This is a genomic window from Solibacillus sp. (genome assembly GCF_040273735.1).
Classification (GTDB): Bacteria; Bacillota; Bacilli; order Bacillales_A; family Planococcaceae; genus Solibacillus.
Genome location: NZ_JBELZM010000008.1, coordinates 124610 through 144182, shown reverse-complemented (window position 1 = coordinate 144182; position 19573 = coordinate 124610). Strand labels below are relative to the sequence as shown.

The window sequence follows — 19573 nt, the reverse complement described above, 5'->3', positions numbered from 1 at the left end:
GTCGATAATTACTGCTTTACAGCCATTTTGCCGGCTGAAATTTCTTCCATGTAGTGGCATGCTGCCTCATGCGTATCCTTCATTATAGAAGATGTACGCAAAACAGGTTCTTCCGTTCTGCACTTATCTGTCGCAAATGGACAGCGTGTATGGAATCGGCAGCCTTGTGGTGGATCGATAGGTGACGGTACATCACCTTTTAAAACAATACGATTTTTTACAGCATCCGGATCAGGTACAGGAATCGCAGATAATAATGCTTTCGTATAAGGATGCTGCGGGTTTTCGAACAGGCTTGTTTTATCTGCAATCTCTACAATTTTCCCTAAATACATTACAATAATACGGTCCGAGATATGACGTACAACCCCGAGGTCATGCGAGATGAATAAATAAGTTAATCCATATTCATTTTGCAGCTCTTCCAGTAAGTTCAGCACTTGCGCCTGAATCGAAACGTCCAGTGCTGATACAGCTTCATCACAAATAATCAGTTTCGGATCAACCGATAACGCACGGGCAATACCGATACGCTGACGTTGACCACCAGAGAATTCATGCGGGTAGCGGTCTGCCTGATATGGTCGTAATCCGACAGTTTCAAGCAGTTGTTCAATACGGGCACGTCGCTGATTTGGCGGCAGTACATTTTGAATATGCATTGCTTCGTTCAGCACACTTGCAACTGTCTGACGCGGATTGATCGACGCATACGGGTCCTGAAAAATGATTTGCAGATCTTTGCGGAATTTACGCATTTCGCCTTTCGGAATTTTCGTAATATCAGTCCCTTGAAATACTACGGAACCATCTGTCGGCTCTTCCAATCGTAAAATCGCACGGCCTGTCGTGGATTTACCACAACCCGATTCCCCTACAATACTGACAGTTTCCCCTTCATAAATCGTAAAGGAAATATCATCTACCGCTTTTACGTGATTGACTGTACGGCCTAAAAATCCTCCCTTAATCGGGAAATACTGTTTTAGTCCCTCAACCTTTAACAGTTCTTTTTTCGCCATATAACGTCACCTCCGATTCTCCATCCCATTCATCCGAATACAACCAACAGCGGATTTGCTCTGAACTATTTTCATCGGTATTCAGTAAATCCGGCTGCTTTTTATGGCAAAGTTCGATTGCAACAGGACAACGAGGAGCAAAGCGGCATCCTACGGGCATTTCATGCGGGCTTGGCACCATTCCTTTAATTGGGATCAGTTTTTCCTGTTCCACATCGTGACGTGGTAATGAATTAAGTAATCCTAACGTATATGGATGTTTCGGATTTTTAAATAATGAACGGACATCTGAGTATTCTACCACTTGTCCTGCATACATTACTGCCACATAATCACATGTTTCCGCTACTACACCTAAATCATGAGTAATCATAATAACTGACATGCCTAAACGATTTTGCAGATCTTTTATCAGTTCCAGAATTTGTGCTTGAATCGTTACATCCAGCGCCGTTGTAGGCTCATCCGCAATTAAAATTTCCGGGTCACATGCCAGTGCCATCGCAATCATTACACGTTGACGCATTCCTCCTGAAAGTTCGTGCGGGTATTGTTTTACACGCTTTTCCGGAGATGGAATACCTACAAGCTTCAGCATCTCAACAGATTGCTGCATTGCTGCTTTTTTGTCCAACTTTTTATGGATTCGGATTGTTTCACTAATCTGCTGGCCTACTGTATAAACCGGGTTTAACGATGTCATCGGTTCTTGGAAAATCATAGAAATCTGGTTTCCTCGAATATCACGCATCGCTTTTTCTGAAAGCTTCAGCAAGTCCTTCCCTTTAAAAAGTACTTCGCCGCCTTTCGTTTTGCCGTTCGATGCAAGTAAGCGCAGTATTGAAAGTGATGTGATACTTTTCCCAGAACCCGATTCTCCTACAATCCCGATTGTTTTACCTTTCGGAACAGTAAAGCTTACACCATCAACAGCACGTACCTCTCCAGCATCCGTGCCGAATGATGTTTGTAAATTATTTACGACTAAAATGTTTTCCGTTTCATTCATTTGCCACACCTCTTTTCATCTTTAGTTCAAATCAATTCGTTTATTTAAGAACTTGTAAGAAATATCAACAAGCAGGTTTACAATTACGAATAACAGTGAAATTACAAGTACAGTCCCTTGAACAATCGGGAAATCCCGTTGCCTGATTGCATCAATTGTCAGACGTCCCATACCGTTAATAGCGAAAATCGTCTCTGTTAATACAGCACCGCCTAAGAAACCGCCAAACTCCAGACCAATAACCGTTACAACAGGGATTAGCGCATTTTTCAGTGCGTGGCGGTAAATAACGATACGTTCTGATACACCTTTTGCACGAGCAGTACGAATATAGTCCTGACCAATTACTTCAAGCATTGACGAACGTGTCATACGAGCAATAATAGCTGCCCCACCTGTCCCTAGTGTTACTACAGGCAATATAATTTGGCGCCATGAATCTCCCCATCCGGAAGGACGCATTTTTAAAAATTCCGGCAACTCCAAACCGAATGGCAGATTTCCTAATGCAAACCATTGAATCAGCAGTAAACCTAACCAGAAGTTCGGCATTGATAGGCCGAAAAGCGCGACAATCATAATCGATACATCTGTAAGCGTATAATGACGGACTGCCGAAATAATACCGGCAATTAAACCGATAAATACAGCTAAAATTGTGGCATACACAGACACTTCCACTGTAATCCAAAAACGTGCCTGAATCTCATCCATTACCGGGCGCCCGCTGCGAATAGAGTTTCCTAAATCACCTTGCAGGGCATTCCCTAAAAATCGGCCGTATTGCACATATGGCGGATCATTCAGACCCAGTTTTTCACGTAAATTTTCTACCGTTTGTTCAGATGCACCTTCCCCTGCCATTACTTGTGCAGGATCTCCAGGAATTAGGAACATCAATGAAAATACTAAAATTGAAACCCCAAACAGTACGGGAATCGTTTGTAATAAACGACGAATAATATATTTAGTCATTTACTGTTCCACCTCCTATTGTTTCATCTTCGGATCAAGTGCATCACGTAAACCGTCACCAAAAATGTTAAATGCCAATACTACGATAACAATCATCATTCCAGGAATTAATACCATATGTCCCGCATTGTGCATAAACGCACGACCATCACTTAACATAGCTCCCCATTCCGCTGCTGGCGGCTGTGCGCCTAAACCTAGGAATGCTAAACCGGAAGCTGTCAGAATTGCCGTTGCAATACGCATCGTTGCTTGTACGATAATAGGTGACATAATATTCGGTAAAATGTGCTTAAATATTATACGAATATCTGATGCACCCAGTGCTTTAACTGCATCGATGTATTCGAGTTTTTTCACTTGTAAGGTTGATCCTCGGACAATGCGGGCAAATGCCGGTATTGAGAATATCCCAACCGCAATAATTACGTTTATTAAACTACCACCTAATACTGATACAATCGCAAGTGCCAGTAAAATACCCGGGAATGCTAGCAAAATATCCATAAGACGCATCGTAATTGTATCTACTGCCCCTCCATAGTACCCGGCTACAATTCCTATTACGACTCCGATAACCCCGCCAATAAATACGGATAAAAATCCTACCGTTAACGTTAGCTTTGTACCGTTAACAATACGGGAGAAAATGTCCCGGCCAAAGTTATCAGTACCAAACCAATGCTCTTTTGAAGGTGGTTGTAATTTGTTTAGAATATTTTGAGCATTTGGATCTGTCTTTACTAAAAATGGTCCAAATATCCCTACTAAAATGATAAAAAGAATGACTAATCCTCCAACTACTGCCGCTTTATTCTTTAATAAACGCTTCATAAATGTTTTAAAAGCTTCTGCTCGGGGATTGCTTTTTCTCACAGTAGAAGGATTTTGCTCTGTTTGTGCTGTACTCAATATAATTCACCCTTTCAAATTTTATTTTCCTTCTTACAACAATATTAAATTTGTATAAGCATTAGTATATAGAGTGAAATCTGAACATTTCAACATAATATTTTTTTACTAAAATTCAGAATATTTTAATATTTTTATGTTTTTTAGTCCAAAAGTTATATTTACATAATATACTTTTATATGAAAATAAATCCAAAGAATTGATTCTGTTATATTTTTATCATTTTTCTGAATTTAATAATATTATAACAAGATACTATAAAATACTTAATTTTTCTACTTAAAAAAGTTTTTTTCTTTTTTGTATTTGATGCTTTGTAATCATGTGCTATTCTATTAACAGAAATTACATTTTTGTAATATTCTAAAATCATAAAAAATGGGGGGACTTCCAACATGTCATTTTCTAAAAAGTCGCTATGGATGCTGCTTCTTACATTTACACTTGCACTTGTGCTAGCTGCATGTGCTGGTGGAGATGATTCAGAAGACACATCAAAAGATAGCGGAGACACTGGAACTGAAACAAATACTGACTCTGGTACTACAGAGGAAGCTGCGGCTGGCGGCGACTTAATTATCGCCGAGTTATCTGATGCAAGCTCATTGGATCCACATGGTTCAAATGACGTACCATCATCTAACATTCAGTCAAACCTTTATGAAACATTAGTAAACCGTGATGCAAACGGGGAATTAGTACCTGGTCTTGCAGAATCTTGGACTCAAGTAGATGATTTAACTTGGGAATTCAAGCTTAAAACAGGTGTTACTTTCCATGACGGTGAAGCATTTAACGCTGAGGCTGTAAAAACTTCATTCGACCGTTTATTAGATCCAGAAGTTGCATCTCCACGCGCTTTCTTATTTGAGATGGTAACAGAAGTTAAAGTAGTAGATGAATCTACTGTTCAATTTGTAACTGAATACCCATTCTCACCATTACTTGCTCACTTAACGCATAATGGTGGTAGTATCATTTCACCTAAATCTATTGAAGAAGATTACGCTGCAATGGAAGCTGATTCATCAGTCAAAGCTGGTTCTGTAATCGGAACAAACCCGGTTGGTACTGGTCCATTCAAATTTGAGAGCTGGACTCCAGGTACTGAAATTAAATTAGTTAAGTTCGCAGAATACGCTGGCACTCCAGTACACATTGATTCTGTAACATTTAAAGTAGTACCAGAAAGTGCTACTCGTGTAGCGGAATTACAATCAGGTTATGCACACATTATCGGTGCAGTTGAGCCAGGTCAAGTAGCAAATGTTAATACTTTTGAGGGCGCTTCTGTATTGGAAACTGCTTCTTCATCTTTAACATACCTTGGTTTCAATACTGAAAAAGAACCTTTCAACGATCCAAAAGTACGTCAGGCAATTTCTAAAGCAATCGATCGCCCTACTTTAATCGATGGTATTTATGAAGGCTTTGGTATTCCTGCGATTTCACCATTAGCTCCTGGTATTTTCGGATACACAGAAGATGTGACTTCTATGGCTTACAACATTGACGAAGCTAAAGCATTACTTGCAGAAGCAGGATATGCGGACGGCTTTAAAACAACAATTTGGACGAATGATAATCCAGCTCGTCAACAAGTTGCAATTGTTTTACAAGAAGAATTAAAGAAATTAAACATTCAAGCTGAAATCGAAGTAATGGAGTTCGGTTCATACTTGGAAAAAACAGCTGCTGGTGAGCACGACATGTTCATCTTAGGCTGGTCTAACCCAACTGGTGATGCGGACTACGGTCTATATGCATTATTCCACTCTTCACAACATGGTGACCCAGGTAACCGTTCATTCTACACAAGCGAAAAAGTAGATGAATTATTAGAAAAAGGTCGTCGTGAAGCAGATCCAACTGCACGTGAAGCAATCTACAAAGAAGCTTTACAACTTATCTCAGACGAGTCGCCAATGGCATTCGTATTACACCCATATACTTTAACTGGTGTATCTGATAAAGTTTCTGGCTTCAACGTTGGTACTGACAGCATCTATCAATTACGTGACGTTAAAATTAGCGAGTAATTGAAAACAAAAAAGCATTCCTTCAAGAATTTCTTGATGGAATGCTTTTTTTATACAAATATCGGTATCGGTTGATCCAGCGTATGCAGAGCGATATATGGTATTTCTTCTACAGCTGACTCCCTTTGCAGCTGCAGTATTTCTTCAAATGTTTTCGGGTTTGGGGCTGGCATTGCATCGATAGGCAAAATGAGTGTCTCATTCCCGCTATAACTTTTCAACATTTCATTAGCCATAATACGGTACCCTAGCTGGTTTGGATGTACATCCGCCACATTCGGCAAATATGTTGTGCGCTGCTGGTCAAATGCTTCATAAACATCTACAAATCTATAGCCTGCTGCTTCTGTTTCCTGCTTCAGAATCGTATTTAGAAGCTGTACCGCCTCTACCGCTCCTTCTGCCTGTTCTTTATGAACACTTGCATAAGGCAAATAATAGCCAAGTACATAAACTGTCGCTTTCGGTGCCTTTGCATTAATTAACGAAAGCAGCTCTCCCATTTGGGTACGCACTTCATTTAATGCGAAATTCGCATTAAGCTGACTAAAAGCGATTGTTCCCTGTAGCGGGTTATGTGTAATAAGCGGCAGTAAATTATTCGCTCCGGCTGACAGTGTGATTAATGTTGCCTCACTTAGTAATGGTGCAGCCTTTTCAGACTGAATTGTTTCAATCACATTTCCAACACGGTAGCCGGGGAAAGTAAGCTCTTTAGAAAAATACCCGAGCTTGCCATGGCGCTCCAGCTGCAAAGCAATGAAATCCGTATAACCTGCATCAATTTGACTGTAAGGTGTTTGCCCTGCTGCCAAAGAGTCGCCAAGTGCAATATAAACTTCCCGTTCATTGGCTAATACTGCCGTTGGAAACAGAACAATACAAAAAATAAGACTGAATATTATTTTTCGCATTTATTCACCCCACTTCAATTGTTAGAATGCCCAATTACCTTTTCTGAAAATCGGTTCTGTTGTGCCATCTGCCAGAATTCCGTCAATATCCATTTCCGCACTGCCGATCATGAAATCTTCATGTGTAATTGATGTATTAATGCCCAGTGCTTCCAGTTGGCCCTTTTCAAGTTCCTTGCCACCTTCATAGCACGTCGGATATGCTTCTCCGATTGCTAAATGGTTAGAGGCATTTTCATCGAATAATGTGTTGTAATATAAAATATTTGATGAAGAAATAGGTGATTCATGCGGTACTAATGCCACTTCTCCCAAATACGAAGACCCTTCGTCAGAAGCAACTAACTGCTGTAATAAGTCCTGACCTACTTTTGCCTCGACGTTAACGATTTTACCTTTTTCAAAAGTCAGCTTGAAATCATCAATAATATTACCTTTATAAACGAGCGGTTTCGTATTTGATACATAGCCGTTTACACCATATTTCGCAGGTAATGTGAAGACTTCTTCTGTCGGCATATTCGCGATGAATGTCGTACCCTCAGGTGCCTCGCTGCTTCCGCTTTTCCACAAATGTTTTTCCGGAAGTTCAATCGTCAAGTCTGTACCAGGAGCCGTGTAATGAAGCTTCGCATACTTTTTCTTATTCAGCATATCTGCACGTGCATGTAAGTTTTCAATATGAGTTTGCCAGTTTGCTACTGCATCCCCTTCACCTATACGCACTGTTTTGAAGATAGCATCCCATAATGCAGGAACCTGCTCTTGTTCCGGTAAATCAGGGAATACTTTTGCCGCCCATTTCGACGAAGGAACAGCAATGATTGACCATGCAATATCATCATTCATAACAGCCTTACGGTAATTAACTAAAGCTGCACCGGCTGCTTTCTGCTGTGCTCCGATTTTTTCTGAATCAATACCTGCCAGTAAATCAGGATTTTCCGCATCGATCCAAAGAAGTGCACCTTTACGTTCAATCAATTCTTCACGTTGTGCGACAACCCATTTCGGGAAATTAGCTGTTTCTTCCACCGTAACATTCTCATAATAAGCACGCTCAAAGCTGGCATCAGTTAAGTTTACATGAACACGGCTTGCGCCTGCTTCATATGCTTTTTTAACGACAATACGTGTAAAGTCCAGCGTATCCGTAGATGTGTTAATTAATAAATATTGTCCTTTTTGAATATTTACTCCGATTCGAACGGCTAAATCTGCAAATTGCTCTAACTTCTCTTGGAATGTCATGAATTATTTCTCCTTTTTCTTACTGAAAGTCATGCCTTTTTTATTGGACTTTGGTTGATACGGCTTTTTTTCTGTTGCTTTGCTCGCTGCAGGTGCCGCTTTAGATGTTACTGTCTTTGCATTCCCCTCGACAAGCTGTCCTTGAGTCCATACTTTTTGAATACCCTTTAAGGAAAGATCGCGCAACCATTTTTTGAATGTCTTTTCGTCTTTGTACGATAGTAATGTCAGTACTTCTCCGTCTGCACCGGCACGTCCTGTACGCCCTGAACGGTGTGTATACTGCTCGATTGTTCTTGGTACATCGACATGAATAACATGTGTTAAACCTGAAATATCTAAACCTCGAGCTGCAATGTCTGTCGCAATTAAAATACGTGCGTCCCCTTTTCGGAATGCATCCAGCGCTTTTTTACGCTCATCTTTTTTCATATCCGAGTGAAGTGCTACAATCGGCGCATCACGGTATTCCAGCTTGTTTTGCTTCATTAGTACTTGGTCGATGTTATTAACAAAAGCCAATCCGCGCAATCCTTCAATATTGGCTAATCGACGAAGCATATCGGTTTTGTCTCGCTCTTCTACTTTTACAAAAGAGTGGACAACTTTACCGAACTTCACCATATCTTCCGGCTTTATTTCAATGCTGATCGGCTCGAACATTAAGCGCTCTGCTACAAGCTTGATCTCTTCTGTAATCGTAGCCGAAACGACAACGACTTGACGGCCGAATGCAGAGTTTTCGATAAACGATTTTACAACAACACGATACTCGCGGCTAAGCAACTGATCGCATTCATCCAAAACGATCGTCTCGATTTCTTTAAGTTTTAATTTACCTTGGCGTGCTAGTTCATTTAAGCGTCCAGGTGTACCGACAACAATTGTTGGCTTTTTCTTTAATTTTTCGATTTGGCGTGCCGAGTTCGCACCACCGATTAGTTGCTGTACAGTGATATCTGTTCCTGCTGTCCAGTCACGGATTACTTCGACGATCTGCATCGCAAGCTCTTGTGAAGGTGCAACGATCAATGCTTGTGTTTGTTTCTTGTTACCGTCTACTTTATTTAAAATCGGTAATGTGTAGGCTAGTGTTTTACCTGAACCTGTCGGTGATTCTGCCACGATATCTTTTCCCTCAACCATCGCAGGAATCATTTCCTCTTGTATTTTCATTGTCGTTTCAAATGACCATTTATTTTGAAGTGTTTCGTTTAATAAGCTAATTGCTGACATATTGTTTTACCACCTTTTATTCGTTGGCTTTAGTGTACCATATTCCATTATTAATGCGAAAATTTGGCGGAATATCGGTTGGTGTTTTATAGAGGGAAAAGGAGGCGATATGTCAATTTACAAACGGAGCGTGGAAGCTGGGGGATTTTCTAATAAGTTTGAAAATCATCTAATATAATTTAATTAGTTCTAATAAAATGGCAATCTTCTAATATATCCTGCTATTGTGCTAATAACAGTTCGCTTTGTTCTAATATCATCTTGCCTTTTTCTAATATCGCCCCGACATTTTCTAATATCCCACATTATTGTTCTAATAAAATTCAAACCTTATACTTTTTACACGATTTGAACTTAAAAACTCGCCCATGAACTTAAGCATCAACCGAAGTTCTAATAATCTCACCATTTCTTCTAATATCCCCTACATTTCTTCTAATAACTTTCTCCATTGTTCTAATAAAAACCCCCACAACAAAAAAGCATGCCGGAAATCTCCTTCCAGCACGCCTAGCTTCTACACTCTCTCGATAATTAAAGCAATTCCTTGTCCGCCACCGATACAAAGACTTGCAACCGCATACTTCCCGTTGCGTCGTTGCAGTTCATATGCAGCGGATAAGATGATTCTTGTTCCACTTGCACCAACGGGGTGACCGAGGGCAATTGCACCACCATTTACATTCGTTTTCTCACGGTCCAGGCCAAGTTCTTTTTCCACCGCGATATATTGGGCAGCAAATGCTTCATTAATTTCAACTAAATCCATATCTTCAATTGTTAAATTCGCACGCTCCAATGCTTGGCGTATTGCCGGAGCCGGGCCGATTCCCATAATTGTCGGATCTACACCCGCTATTCCCCATGATACAATGCGGGCTAACGGCTTTAACCCTTGTTCCTCCACAAAATTTTTACTTGCGACAACGATGGAAGCTGCTCCGTCATTAATGCCGGAAGCGTTCGCAGCAGTAACTGAGCCGTCTTTTTTAAATGCAGGGCGTAACTTTGCCAAGCTCTCCAGTGTACCGCCTTCTTTAATATGTTCATCCTGATCTATTAAAATCTCGCCTTTTCTCGTAGCTACAGCAACCGGCACGATCTCTTTTGCAAAGGTACCGTCCTGACGCGCTTTTGCAGCACGTTCATTTGATAGAAGTGCGAATGCATCTTGCTCCTCGCGGGAAATCGTATATTGTTCAGCAAGTTTTTCTGCCGTCAAGCCCATCCCTGAGCCTGTATACTGGTCAGTCAATGTAGCTTGAAGCATATCTGTAAACTCCAGGTTGCCTAGTTTCGAACCGCTGAAGCGTTGTTCGAAATTTGAATATGGCGATTGGGACATATTTTCCGCTCCCCCAGCGAGTACAACATCCCCTTCACCTAGCTGAATCATCTGAGCCGCCGATACAACCGATTGCATACCCGATCCGCAAAGACGGTTTAACGTTAATGCCGGCACTTCTTTTGGCACCCCTGCATAAAGACCGATATGACGGGCTAAATATGCCGAATTTGCACCAGTTGTAATTACACCCCCGTAAATGACATGGTCGACTTGCTCAGGCTGTACGTTTGCGCGCTTTAACGCTTCCACTGCTGTTCTTGTACCAAGCTGTACTGCATCTGTTGCTGCAAAAGAACCTCCAAAAGCTGTAAATGCTGTACGTGCCCCGTCTACGATATATACATTTTTCATTATTCCATCCCCTTTGTAAGTACTATTTTATAATTTGTTTTGCGATAATCCCCTTCATGATTTCGGTAGTACCCGCGTAAATTGCTGCTACCGGAATATCACGGTATCGTCTTGCAATTTCATATTCCTCCATATAACCGTACCCACCGTGCAGTTGCAGACAATCCGATACCACACGCTTGGCCATTTCACTGATCCACCATTTGGCCATCGATACTTCCTTCACGATTTCTTGTCCTGCAATATGTTTGGCAATTAAACTATCGACATATGTACGGCCAAGGTCAATTTCAGTTGCCATTTCCGCTAACTTAAATTGAGTATTTTGGAAATCGGCGATGCGGCTGCCGAATGCTTTTCGTTCTTTTACATAGTCTACTGTCAGTTTCAAACAGCACTCAGCCTCGATTTGTGTTTCTATAGCAACAATAAGACGTTCCTGCTGCAGTTTTTCCATTAAATAATAGAAGCCCCGGTTTTCTTCCCCTAATAAGTTTTCTACCGGTACATGTACATCTTCAAAAATCAGCTCTCCAGTATCTGCACTGTGCATCCCGATTTTATCGAGTTTTTTTCCACGCTTGAAACCAGGTGTACCATTCTCTACAATAAGCAGACTAACCCCTTTATATGCCGGACTTGCCTGCGGATCTGTTTTACAAACGACAACAACATAATCAGCATGAATGCCATTCGTAATAAACGTTTTTTCACCATTTAAAATATAAAACTCTCCATCTTTTTTCGCTGTCGTTTGAATGCCTGCAAGATCAGAGCCTGCACCCGGTTCCGTCATAGCAATAGCTGAAATGTACTCGCCTGTAACGCTTTTAGGAAGCCATTTTTCCTTTTGTGCAGTTGTCCCGTATGCTTCAATATAAGGTGTCACAATATCGGAATGAAGCGAAATCCCGCTTGCTAACCCTGCGCCTACACGCTCAAGTTCCTCCGTTAATATAGCAGAATAGCCAAAATCCAGTGCAAGCCCCCCATACTCTTCACTCACCATTGGACATAAAAAGCCATTCTCCCCAAGCTTCAGCCAAAACTCATGTGGAATATCCCGATCCTTTTCCCATTGTTCAAAATAAGGATACGCCTCTTTATCCAGCATTTTGCGTAAAGCTTTTCTAAACATCTCATGCTCTTCTGTATAAATGCCCATTTCCCCGCCCCTTTTGTTTTTTCTGAATATTAGTACATTTCAATTTTAACAGGCACAAAAAACGGAAACAATGGTTTTATAAGAAATATTATTGCACTATACAGAAATTCTAGTAAAAAAACAAAAAGAGTTGCCAGAATTATTCATGACAACTCTCGCTATTAACTATTGTTTAAAAGTAAAATAGCTTTCCTTGTATGGCCATTTACTTGTTCTAACGCAAGCTTTACTCGTTCATAATTTTCATTTGTTTTTAGCATGACAATTGCCGGCTTAACAGCAAATTTTGTTTTTTCAAGTACCTCTTCTGCTTCCTCATATTTGCAGTCCGTCGCATCGATGACAATTCTTTTAGCCCGCTCTATTAATTTATTATTGCTTGCATGTACATCGACCATTAAGTTTTCATACACTTTGCCTAATTGAACCATCGATGCCGTACTGATCATATTTAAAATCATTTTATGCGATGTAGCAGCTTTTAATCGTGTTGATCCTGTTAATATTTCTGGCCCTACGACGACTTCAATCGCTTCTTCCGCATAGCGGCTTACTTCAGAATTGATATTGCTCGTCAAACTTACTGTGTAGGCACCGGCAGATTGCGCGTACTCTAAAGCACCCATTACAAATGGTGTCGTACCACTTGCCGTAATACCGATAACGGAATCGAACTGCGTTATGTTTTTTTCCTTTATTTTGTTTATTCCATCTTCCAAACGATCTTCAGCATTTTCAACTGCCTGGAAAAATGCATCCCTTCCGCCCGCCATTATCGTTTGTACTAGCTCCGGATCGGTCATGAAAGTAGGGGGACATTCAGATGCATCAAGCATTCCTAAACGACCACTAGTTCCCGCTCCGATATAAAAAAGGCGTCCTCCATTATTTATGTTTTCAACAACTCTTTTAATCACCTTCTCAATGGTAGGTAACACTTGTTCGACACTTTTCACAACATGCATATCTTCTTTATTCATGATTTGAAGTATGTCCGAGATAGGCATTACATCCAAATTCATTGTTTCATTATTTCGTTTTTCAGTCGTTAATTGATCGTAATTCATGTTATCTCACCTTCCAATAGACGCCATGTTTGTTGAATCGTTTGTTTAACTGGATCACTTACTTCAACTTTACTTTCATGTAATGCTAATAAGTAAGCCCCAACTGTACCCGAAATTGTTGGCTTCAAAGCAATCAAATCAGGAAATCGCGATGAAAAACGTAAGGTAAACGCTTCATAAAATGTATTATTCGAAAATAATCCGCCGTGTAATACAACCGGCTTCGTCCGATCAATTCTTGAATAGGCACTTTCAATAAGTTCCAGTAAAGCTTCTTGAACTGTAGTGACAAGGGATTTTGCTATTTGATCTTCTTCAAAAGCATCTAGCAAAATCCTGCTCACAGAAGAAATAGCTGTTACGGGATTCGGGCTGCCATAAATTTTTGTAATGAGCTGGTCAGGTGACAGTACATTAAAATGGGTCAATATCTTTTCCTGAAAAGGTTTCAAAGGTACTTTGTCATCATTCGCTTTTAATACAGAACGAATGGCCAGCTTCCCTAAATGATAGCCGCTTCCTTCGTCACCCAGTAAATAGCCCCAGCCACCAACTCGAAAAGTTTTTTGCTGCTCATAACCGAATATAATGGCTCCGGTCCCGGAAATAATTAAAGTACCTTCCCTGCCCCAAGTTCCCGCTGCTAATGCGGCATGGATATCACTCTGAATTTTAAGTTTTTCCAGAACTGGTGATTGCTTAAAAGCCTCATATATTTTCTGTTGCTCAGCTTGTCGATCTGCCCCTGCCATTGCAGCATATACAATTTCCACATCTGTAAATGCGGCATCTGTCTTTGTTAACAACTGGTTGATTAATTCATTTATTAGTGTGTACAACTGCTCTGTTGAAATCGCTGTTAAATTGCCGGAACTCCCTTTGGCAACTGCAAGTAAATGTCCACTTTCATCACCAATTACAGCGGTTGTTTTCGTGCCGCCACCATCTATACCAATCCATAATTTTCCTGACATATGCTCACCTTATCTATTCATTTTCAAGTGCAACTAAGTTATGCACAATCCGTCGAAATCGTTGAATATCACAACTACGTCCAAAATGAACGCGATTTGTTAACAGAATAATTGCTATTTGCTTCTCATCCGATATCCAAAGTGAAGTGCCCGTAAAACCTGTATGCCCAAAACCTTCTCTTAAATATTGGCCGGAAAATGAAGGTGAGGAATACAATTGCCACCCTAATCCGCGCTGTTCCTCATGCTGCTTAGTAAAATTCTGCTTTGCTAATTGTTTAGTATGCTCGTGAAAAACTGAACCGGTACTTTCCATAAACGATTGAGCAAACTTTGCCAAGTCTTCTGCAGTCGAAAACAACCCAGCGTGCCCGCTTACTCCGCCAAAATGCAGTGCATTTTCATCATGCACTTCACCCCACTGATGTTTCTTTAAATAGGTACGGTATTCAGTAGCAGCAATTTTCCCCTGTAACTGGGCAGACGGATTAAATACGGTATTGTGCATACGAAGCGGCTGAAAAATATTTTTATAGGCATAGTCTGCTAATGAAATTCCGGTAACCTGTTCTATTAGTATTCCTAATAAAATATAGTTTACATCACTATAGATCACCTGCTGCTCAACGCTTTTCCGTCCTGTTTCCTGCGCTATCCGTTCAATGACATCAGTGTATACTATCCCTTCTTTATAAAACTTAATTTCAGCCTGAAAGCCGCTAGTATGTGTTAATAAATGACGAATCTTAACTTCTTCATGCATCAACTTAAATTCCGGAAAGTAGTAGCTAATGGAATCATCCATATCAATAAAACCCTGCTCAAGCAATAATAAAATAGAGCTTGCCGTCGCTGTTACTTTCGTTAATGAAGCACAATCAAACATGGTCTGTTCCGTCATTGGAATTTGCAGTTCCGTATGTGCCATACCAAATGCTTTACAGTAAAGGACATCTTTTGCATTTGCCACAGCCAATACCGCACCAGGCAGTTCTTTGTTTTGGATCGCTGTTTCAATAAACTCTTCTACTCGTGAAAAAGACATGATTCCCCTCCTATTTGATTGCACCTTCTGTCATACCTTTTACGATATGGCGTTGGAAAATCGAATAGAAAATGATTACCGGAATAACAGCAATACATAGACCTGCAAATAATACACCCCATGCACTATCGTATTGCGCGTCTATTTTCAGTAAATTCATCGCAACACCTAACGTATTTTTACTTTCTGTTTGCAGTAAAATTAACGCCATGAAAAATTCATTCCAATATGAAATAGCATTCAAGATTGTAACTGTCATGATCCCAGACTTGATTAGTGGTGTCACAATTTTAAACAGAATTCCATATGGACTCATACCATCAACGACCGCTGCTTCTTCCAGCTCTTTAGGAATATTTCCTATGAACCCAACGAGAATGAAGATCGTAAAAGGTACATGTGAAATAGCATAAACAAGAGATAACGCCCACAAATTATCCAGTAAATTAAACTTCATTAATAAGAAAAATAGAGGGATCCAACCTAAAACAGATGGAATCATCATTGACGCTAAATATACGTTTACTAGCACTTCACCCAATTTCGAACGAACACGCTCCAATGCGTAAGCTGTTGGAATCGATAATATAAGTGTTAAAAATGAGCCAAGTAATGTAACAAAAAAACTATTTAAAAATGCTCGCCCGATATTGTAGTCATTCCATGCACGTTCAAAATTTGTAATACTAAAATCAGTCGGCAATGACCAAGGTGACGTGAAGATTTCTGCATTCGATTTAAACGCACCCATAAACATCCATATTAATGGGAAAATTACGATAAACGCCCATAGGATTAACGGGATACGTACTAAAATTTGTGAAACTACTTTCATCTAAATTCCCCCCGTTAATATTCGACTTTTTCTTTTTTCAATATAAATTGGGAAACGAGAACAGTAATGAGCGATACGACAAGGATTAGAACTCCAATCGCTGCACCATAGCCAAATTGGAAATCTTCAAACGCGCGCTGGTATAAATACGAGCCCATTACTTCTGAAGCACTTCCCGGTCCACCACCTGTCATTACTTGCACAAGTACAAACGAACCGTTAAGAGATGTAATAATGATATAAAGAATGGATGTTTTTATTTGTGGCCAAACGAGCGGAACCGTAATATGCCAAAATTGCTGCCACTCGGATGCACCATCAATATCTGCAGCTTCATATAAACTTTTCGGCACATTCGAAATACCTCCCATAATAAGGAGCATAAATAATCCAATCCCTGCCCAAATTGCGGGAATTGCTATACTAGGCAGTACCCATGTTTTATCCCCTAACCAAGGGCGCGCCCATTCTGTCAATCCGATCTGATTTAATAGACTGTTTACAATCCCCATGTTCGGATCATAAATAAACTGCCATAAAATCCCGATAACTACTACGGACATAATATTAGGAAAGAAAAATACAATCCGGTAGAATGGCGCTTCTTTAATTTTTAACTGCGTTAAAGCCACTGCAAAAAATAGAGCGAGCGTCATAATCCCAATGACTTTTACAAATACGAAGAAAAAGTCATTTATGATCGCCTTTTTAATAATGGAGTCGTTCCATAGACGAATATAATTATCTAAGCCGATAAATGTTTTGTTTGCACTTGTTCCGGACCATTCAAAAAATGAGTAATACAACCCGCCTAGCATAGGGTAAACAGTAAAAATTAAAAAGAGCAGAAAAGTCGGCAGTAAACAAAATGCTAAAAACAAATATTTGCTTTTGGAAGAAAAGGTCATTGTCGTTACTCCTTTCTCTATTGATTAAATAAGGTTGCTAAAAAGCTTTTAGCAACCTCATTTACCTCGCCTTATTTTCTTAGTTCCTCTGCTTTTTTCACCATCTTATCGACGAATTCTTCCGCAGTAATTTCACCAAGTAAGATATCAATAATTAGTAATTTAATTTCATTTGTAATTTCAACCGCAATTTTTTGCAGTTCAGCATCTGGTGTATAACGTTTATACGTATGAACAGCACCTGGATTGTTGATCATTTCATTAATATTTTTCAAGAAATCCTGTACATTTGTATTCGAAGACAGATCAACGTCTTTCATGTTCATAATCGCACCCGTTGATTCAGCAAATGCCTGCGCATATTCTTCCGTAAAGATGAATTCTAAAAATGCCTTTGCAGCTTCCGGATTTTTTGCTTTTTCGGCAATTGCTATTGTACGAATATCTGGTACAAGTGCTAATGGCTTGCCTGAATCATTCATCGGTGTTGGTGTGAAGCCAAATTCAAAACTGTCCGGCGTATCATTTTTCATTTCATTCGGTAACCAGAAACCTACTGGAATATAAGCATTTTTATGCATTAAGAAGTTCATTTGTGATTGCGTATGGTTGTAGGCCGCAAAACCGCTATCGATTACGCCTGCTTTTGCAATTTTTTCTACCTTCTTCAATACTTCAAGCGTTTCAGGTTTTTTCCAAGCATCAACTACACCATTGTTTAAGTCATTTAATAACTCTTCACCGCCTGCTGCAGCAAAAGCCGGATTCAATACACCACGGTGGAAGTATTGTGTATGTTGACCTGTCGTTACAAATGGAGCAATTTTTGTATCGGCTTTAATTTTTTCCATAGAGCTGATCCAACTGTCAAAGTCCGTTGGTACTTCCCATCCGTTTTCTTCAAACCACTTCGTATCATACCAAGTTCCCCAAGTATCGAATACCAATGGTAAACTATAGATTTTCCCGCCATCTACTTCTTCTGCCGGCGAGATAAAGCTATCTAATAATGCTGTACCATTTTCAAGTTTAATCCCTTTTGCAAATTCACTAATATCCATTAACTGACCTTCAGCGATCATTTGTGTTTCACTAGCTCCAGCACCATCGATGTATACAACATCAGGCGGTGTTTCCGAAATCCAACGTGTGTTCATCTCTGTATTAATATTTGGACCTGCATGTTCAACAATTTCTAAATCCGGGTGCTGTTTTTGGAAGTCCCCTATAACTTGCTTCCACCATCCATCACCATATCCTCCGACAAAATATTGGATTTCCAGTGTGCCTGACAAACCTTCCCCTGTACTTTCTGTAGAAGTATTATCCGATGGAGTCGTTGATTGTTCAGTATTGCTGTTTCCTTCAGTGTCGCTGTTTGATTCCTCGTCATTCGAACACGCAACGAGCAATAACATTAAACTCATTAATGCTACTAAAAACCAAGTCTGCTTTCTCTTTTTGATAACAAACATACATTACACCCCTTCATTTTCATTATGTTAACTATATGAATATAGTCAGCACCAATATTATCGAGAAAAACCCTTAATTACCTCGAGTGTCCGATTTAACGCAACAATCGACTTATCATAGTTTAATGTGGCAATTCCTGTATATAAAATATCAATTAATGTCAGTTGGGCGATGCGTGATGCGGTTGCCGAGCTACGAATATCCGCTTCATTAGAAACAACGTATAGAGCATAATCTGCAAAGCTTTGTATTGTATTTCGCCTGTTTTGTGTCATTGTAATAATCGTTGCCTGATTCTCTTTTGCAACTGTTAACGCATTGATAATTTCCTTCGTTTCACCTGAGTACGAGATTGCGAATACAACATCTTCGCTCGTTGCATGTGTTGCGGCAATAAGCTGCCCATGACTATCGAAAATCGTTTCGCAGTTTTTATTGATCCGCTTCAATTTGTGTTCGAAATCCTGTGCAACGATTGCTGAAGCCCCGATGCCAATAAAGATGATCTTTCTCGCATTATTAATTTTGTGGATAATCTTTTCCAGTTCCCTTTCACCATTAAGCATTAGCGTTCTTTGGATTGCATCGATATTATGCATTTCAATCGTCCGTATCATTTGGAGCATCGTTGAATCTTTTTCTAATTCAAAGTTGTGGTTGTTTGGAATTTCCAGAGTAGGTGCTGAAGCAATACTTAGTTTTAAATCTTTGAAACCGGAAAAGTTTAATGCCCTGCACATCCTCACAATTGTTGCTTCGCTTGTTTTAGCTTTTTCAGCGAGCACAGCAATCGGCATGCGAATGACATCATCTAAATGACTTAATATATATAAAGCCACATTTCTTTCAGCAGGTTTAAGCAATTCCATTCCCGAACGTATTCTTTCAATACTATTTCCCAAGTTTATTACCTACTCTCAAACAAAATGTTGTAAAACTTCTTCTTTAATGTAAAATATATGAAATTTAACTTCATAATAAAACCTATATTGCTAGTCGTCAAGATTTTATTTAAATTTTCTGAAAATAAATGGGAGTTAAATGT

The 19573-nt window shown here is 39.8% G+C and carries 17 protein-coding genes; 1 reads left to right on the top strand and 16 read right to left on the bottom strand.

Annotation, left to right across the window (positions count from 1 at the left end):
- Nucleotides 1-8: 8 nt before the first annotated feature.
- The 4 genes from ABS917_RS10125 to nikC are packed head-to-tail and all read right to left on the bottom strand — an operon-like array spanning nt 9 to nt 3918.
- Nucleotides 9-1022 carry an ABC transporter ATP-binding protein gene (locus ABS917_RS10125; RefSeq protein ID WP_350478857.1) on the bottom strand — a complete coding sequence of 338 codons (1014 nt, stop codon included), beginning with the start codon at nt 1020-1022 and terminating at the stop codon, nt 9-11.
- On the bottom strand, nt 994-2031 hold the full coding sequence (locus tag ABS917_RS10120; RefSeq protein WP_350478856.1) for an ABC transporter ATP-binding protein: 1038 nt from the start codon (nt 2029-2031) through the stop codon (nt 994-996). The genes ABS917_RS10125 and ABS917_RS10120 overlap by 29 nt, the downstream gene beginning before the upstream one ends.
- A gap of 21 nt (nt 2032-2052) precedes the next feature.
- Nucleotides 2053-3006, bottom strand: coding sequence for an ABC transporter permease (locus ABS917_RS10115; RefSeq protein ID WP_350478855.1), 954 nt, complete (start codon nt 3004-3006; stop codon nt 2053-2055).
- Nucleotides 3007-3021: 15 nt separating this feature from the next.
- On the bottom strand, nt 3022-3918 hold the full coding sequence (nikC, locus tag ABS917_RS10110) for a nickel transporter permease (protein WP_350478854.1): 897 nt from the start codon (nt 3916-3918) through the stop codon (nt 3022-3024).
- Nucleotides 3919-4314: 396 nt separating this feature from the next.
- On the opposite strand from nikC, the gene ABS917_RS10105 reads away from it, so the two are divergent.
- The gene (locus tag ABS917_RS10105) at nt 4315-5958 is read left to right on the top strand and encodes a glutathione ABC transporter substrate-binding protein (protein ID WP_350478853.1); all 1644 of its coding nucleotides are present in this window, start codon (nt 4315-4317) and stop codon (nt 5956-5958) included.
- A 50-nt stretch (nt 5959-6008) separates the two neighbouring features.
- Here the strand turns inward: ABS917_RS10105 and ABS917_RS10100 are convergent, their stop codons facing one another.
- The 12 genes from ABS917_RS10100 to ABS917_RS10045 all read right to left on the bottom strand — a co-directional run bounded on the left by ABS917_RS10100 (nt 6009) and on the right by ABS917_RS10045 (nt 19430).
- Nucleotides 6009-6872 carry an SGNH/GDSL hydrolase family protein gene (locus tag ABS917_RS10100; RefSeq protein ID WP_350478852.1) on the bottom strand — a complete coding sequence of 288 codons (864 nt, stop codon included), beginning with the start codon at nt 6870-6872 and terminating at the stop codon, nt 6009-6011.
- A gap of 21 nt (nt 6873-6893) precedes the next feature.
- Nucleotides 6894-8123 (bottom strand): aminopeptidase, encoded by a 1230-nt coding sequence (locus ABS917_RS10095; RefSeq protein ID WP_350478851.1) that lies wholly within the window; start codon nt 8121-8123, stop codon nt 6894-6896.
- Nucleotides 8124-8126: 3 nt separating this feature from the next.
- A complete protein-coding gene (locus ABS917_RS10090) occupies nt 8127-9359 on the bottom strand; it encodes a DEAD/DEAH box helicase (protein ID WP_350478850.1) in 1233 nt (410 codons plus the stop codon).
- Between the two features lie 517 nt (nt 9360-9876).
- Nucleotides 9877-11058: an acetyl-CoA C-acetyltransferase gene (locus tag ABS917_RS10085; protein WP_350478849.1), complete on the bottom strand. Its 1182-nt coding sequence runs from the start codon at nt 11056-11058 to the stop codon at nt 9877-9879.
- Between the two features lie 22 nt (nt 11059-11080).
- Entirely contained in the window at nt 11081-12223 is a 1143-nt protein-coding gene (locus ABS917_RS10080; protein WP_350478848.1) for an acyl-CoA dehydrogenase family protein, read from the bottom strand.
- Nucleotides 12224-12384: 161 nt separating this feature from the next.
- Entirely contained in the window at nt 12385-13290 is a 906-nt protein-coding gene (gene murQ, locus ABS917_RS10075) for an N-acetylmuramic acid 6-phosphate etherase (protein WP_350478847.1), read from the bottom strand.
- The gene (locus ABS917_RS10070; RefSeq protein WP_350478846.1) at nt 13287-14264 is read right to left on the bottom strand and encodes an N-acetylglucosamine kinase; all 978 of its coding nucleotides are present in this window, start codon (nt 14262-14264) and stop codon (nt 13287-13289) included. Before ABS917_RS10070 ends, murQ begins: the two co-directional genes overlap by 4 nt.
- 13 nt (nt 14265-14277) lie before the next feature.
- Complete coding sequence (locus ABS917_RS10065) at nt 14278-15309, bottom strand: serine hydrolase domain-containing protein (protein WP_350478845.1); 1032 nt, start codon at nt 15307-15309, stop codon at nt 14278-14280.
- Nucleotides 15310-15319: 10 nt separating this feature from the next.
- Nucleotides 15320-16144, bottom strand: a complete 825-nt coding sequence (locus tag ABS917_RS10060; RefSeq protein WP_350478844.1) for a carbohydrate ABC transporter permease — start codon at nt 16142-16144, stop codon at nt 15320-15322.
- A 14-nt stretch (nt 16145-16158) separates the two neighbouring features.
- The gene (locus tag ABS917_RS10055; protein WP_014822677.1) at nt 16159-17052 is read right to left on the bottom strand and encodes a carbohydrate ABC transporter permease; all 894 of its coding nucleotides are present in this window, start codon (nt 17050-17052) and stop codon (nt 16159-16161) included.
- 71 nt (nt 17053-17123) lie between these two features.
- Nucleotides 17124-18527, bottom strand: coding sequence for an extracellular solute-binding protein (locus ABS917_RS10050; protein ID WP_350478843.1), 1404 nt, complete (start codon nt 18525-18527; stop codon nt 17124-17126).
- 57 nt (nt 18528-18584) lie between these two features.
- Nucleotides 18585-19430 (bottom strand): MurR/RpiR family transcriptional regulator, encoded by an 846-nt coding sequence (locus tag ABS917_RS10045; RefSeq protein ID WP_350478842.1) that lies wholly within the window; start codon nt 19428-19430, stop codon nt 18585-18587.
- Nucleotides 19431-19573: the final 143 nt, after the last annotated feature.

Coding starts and splice junctions, on each gene's coding strand:
- ABS917_RS10080 (WP_350478848.1), bottom strand. CDS start 12,223: ATGGGCATTTATACAGAAGAGCATGAGATGTTTAGAAAAGCTTTACGC.
- ABS917_RS10060 (WP_350478844.1), bottom strand. CDS start 16,144: ATGAAAGTAGTTTCACAAATTTTAGTACGTATCCCGTTAATCCTATGG.
- ABS917_RS10050 (WP_350478843.1), bottom strand. CDS start 18,527: ATGTTTGTTATCAAAAAGAGAAAGCAGACTTGGTTTTTAGTAGCATTA.
- ABS917_RS10100 (WP_350478852.1), bottom strand. CDS start 6,872: ATGCGAAAAATAATATTCAGTCTTATTTTTTGTATTGTTCTGTTTCCA.
- ABS917_RS10070 (WP_350478846.1), bottom strand. CDS start 14,264: ATGTCAGGAAAATTATGGATTGGTATAGATGGTGGCGGCACGAAAACA.
- ABS917_RS10095 (WP_350478851.1), bottom strand. CDS start 8,123: ATGACATTCCAAGAGAAGTTAGAGCAATTTGCAGATTTAGCCGTTCGA.
- ABS917_RS10065 (WP_350478845.1), bottom strand. CDS start 15,309: ATGTCTTTTTCACGAGTAGAAGAGTTTATTGAAACAGCGATCCAAAAC.
- ABS917_RS10085 (WP_350478849.1), bottom strand. CDS start 11,058: ATGAAAAATGTATATATCGTAGACGGGGCACGTACAGCATTTACAGCT.
- ABS917_RS10090 (WP_350478850.1), bottom strand. CDS start 9,359: ATGTCAGCAATTAGCTTATTAAACGAAACACTTCAAAATAAATGGTCA.
- ABS917_RS10125 (WP_350478857.1), bottom strand. CDS start 1,022: ATGGCGAAAAAAGAACTGTTAAAGGTTGAGGGACTAAAACAGTATTTC.
- ABS917_RS10120 (WP_350478856.1), bottom strand. CDS start 2,031: ATGAATGAAACGGAAAACATTTTAGTCGTAAATAATTTACAAACATCA.
- ABS917_RS10105 (WP_350478853.1), top strand. CDS start 4,315: ATGTCATTTTCTAAAAAGTCGCTATGGATGCTGCTTCTTACATTTACA.
- murQ (WP_350478847.1), bottom strand. CDS start 13,290: ATGAATTACGATCAATTAACGACTGAAAAACGAAATAATGAAACAATG.
- ABS917_RS10115 (WP_350478855.1), bottom strand. CDS start 3,006: ATGACTAAATATATTATTCGTCGTTTATTACAAACGATTCCCGTACTG.
- ABS917_RS10055 (WP_014822677.1), bottom strand. CDS start 17,052: ATGACCTTTTCTTCCAAAAGCAAATATTTGTTTTTAGCATTTTGTTTA.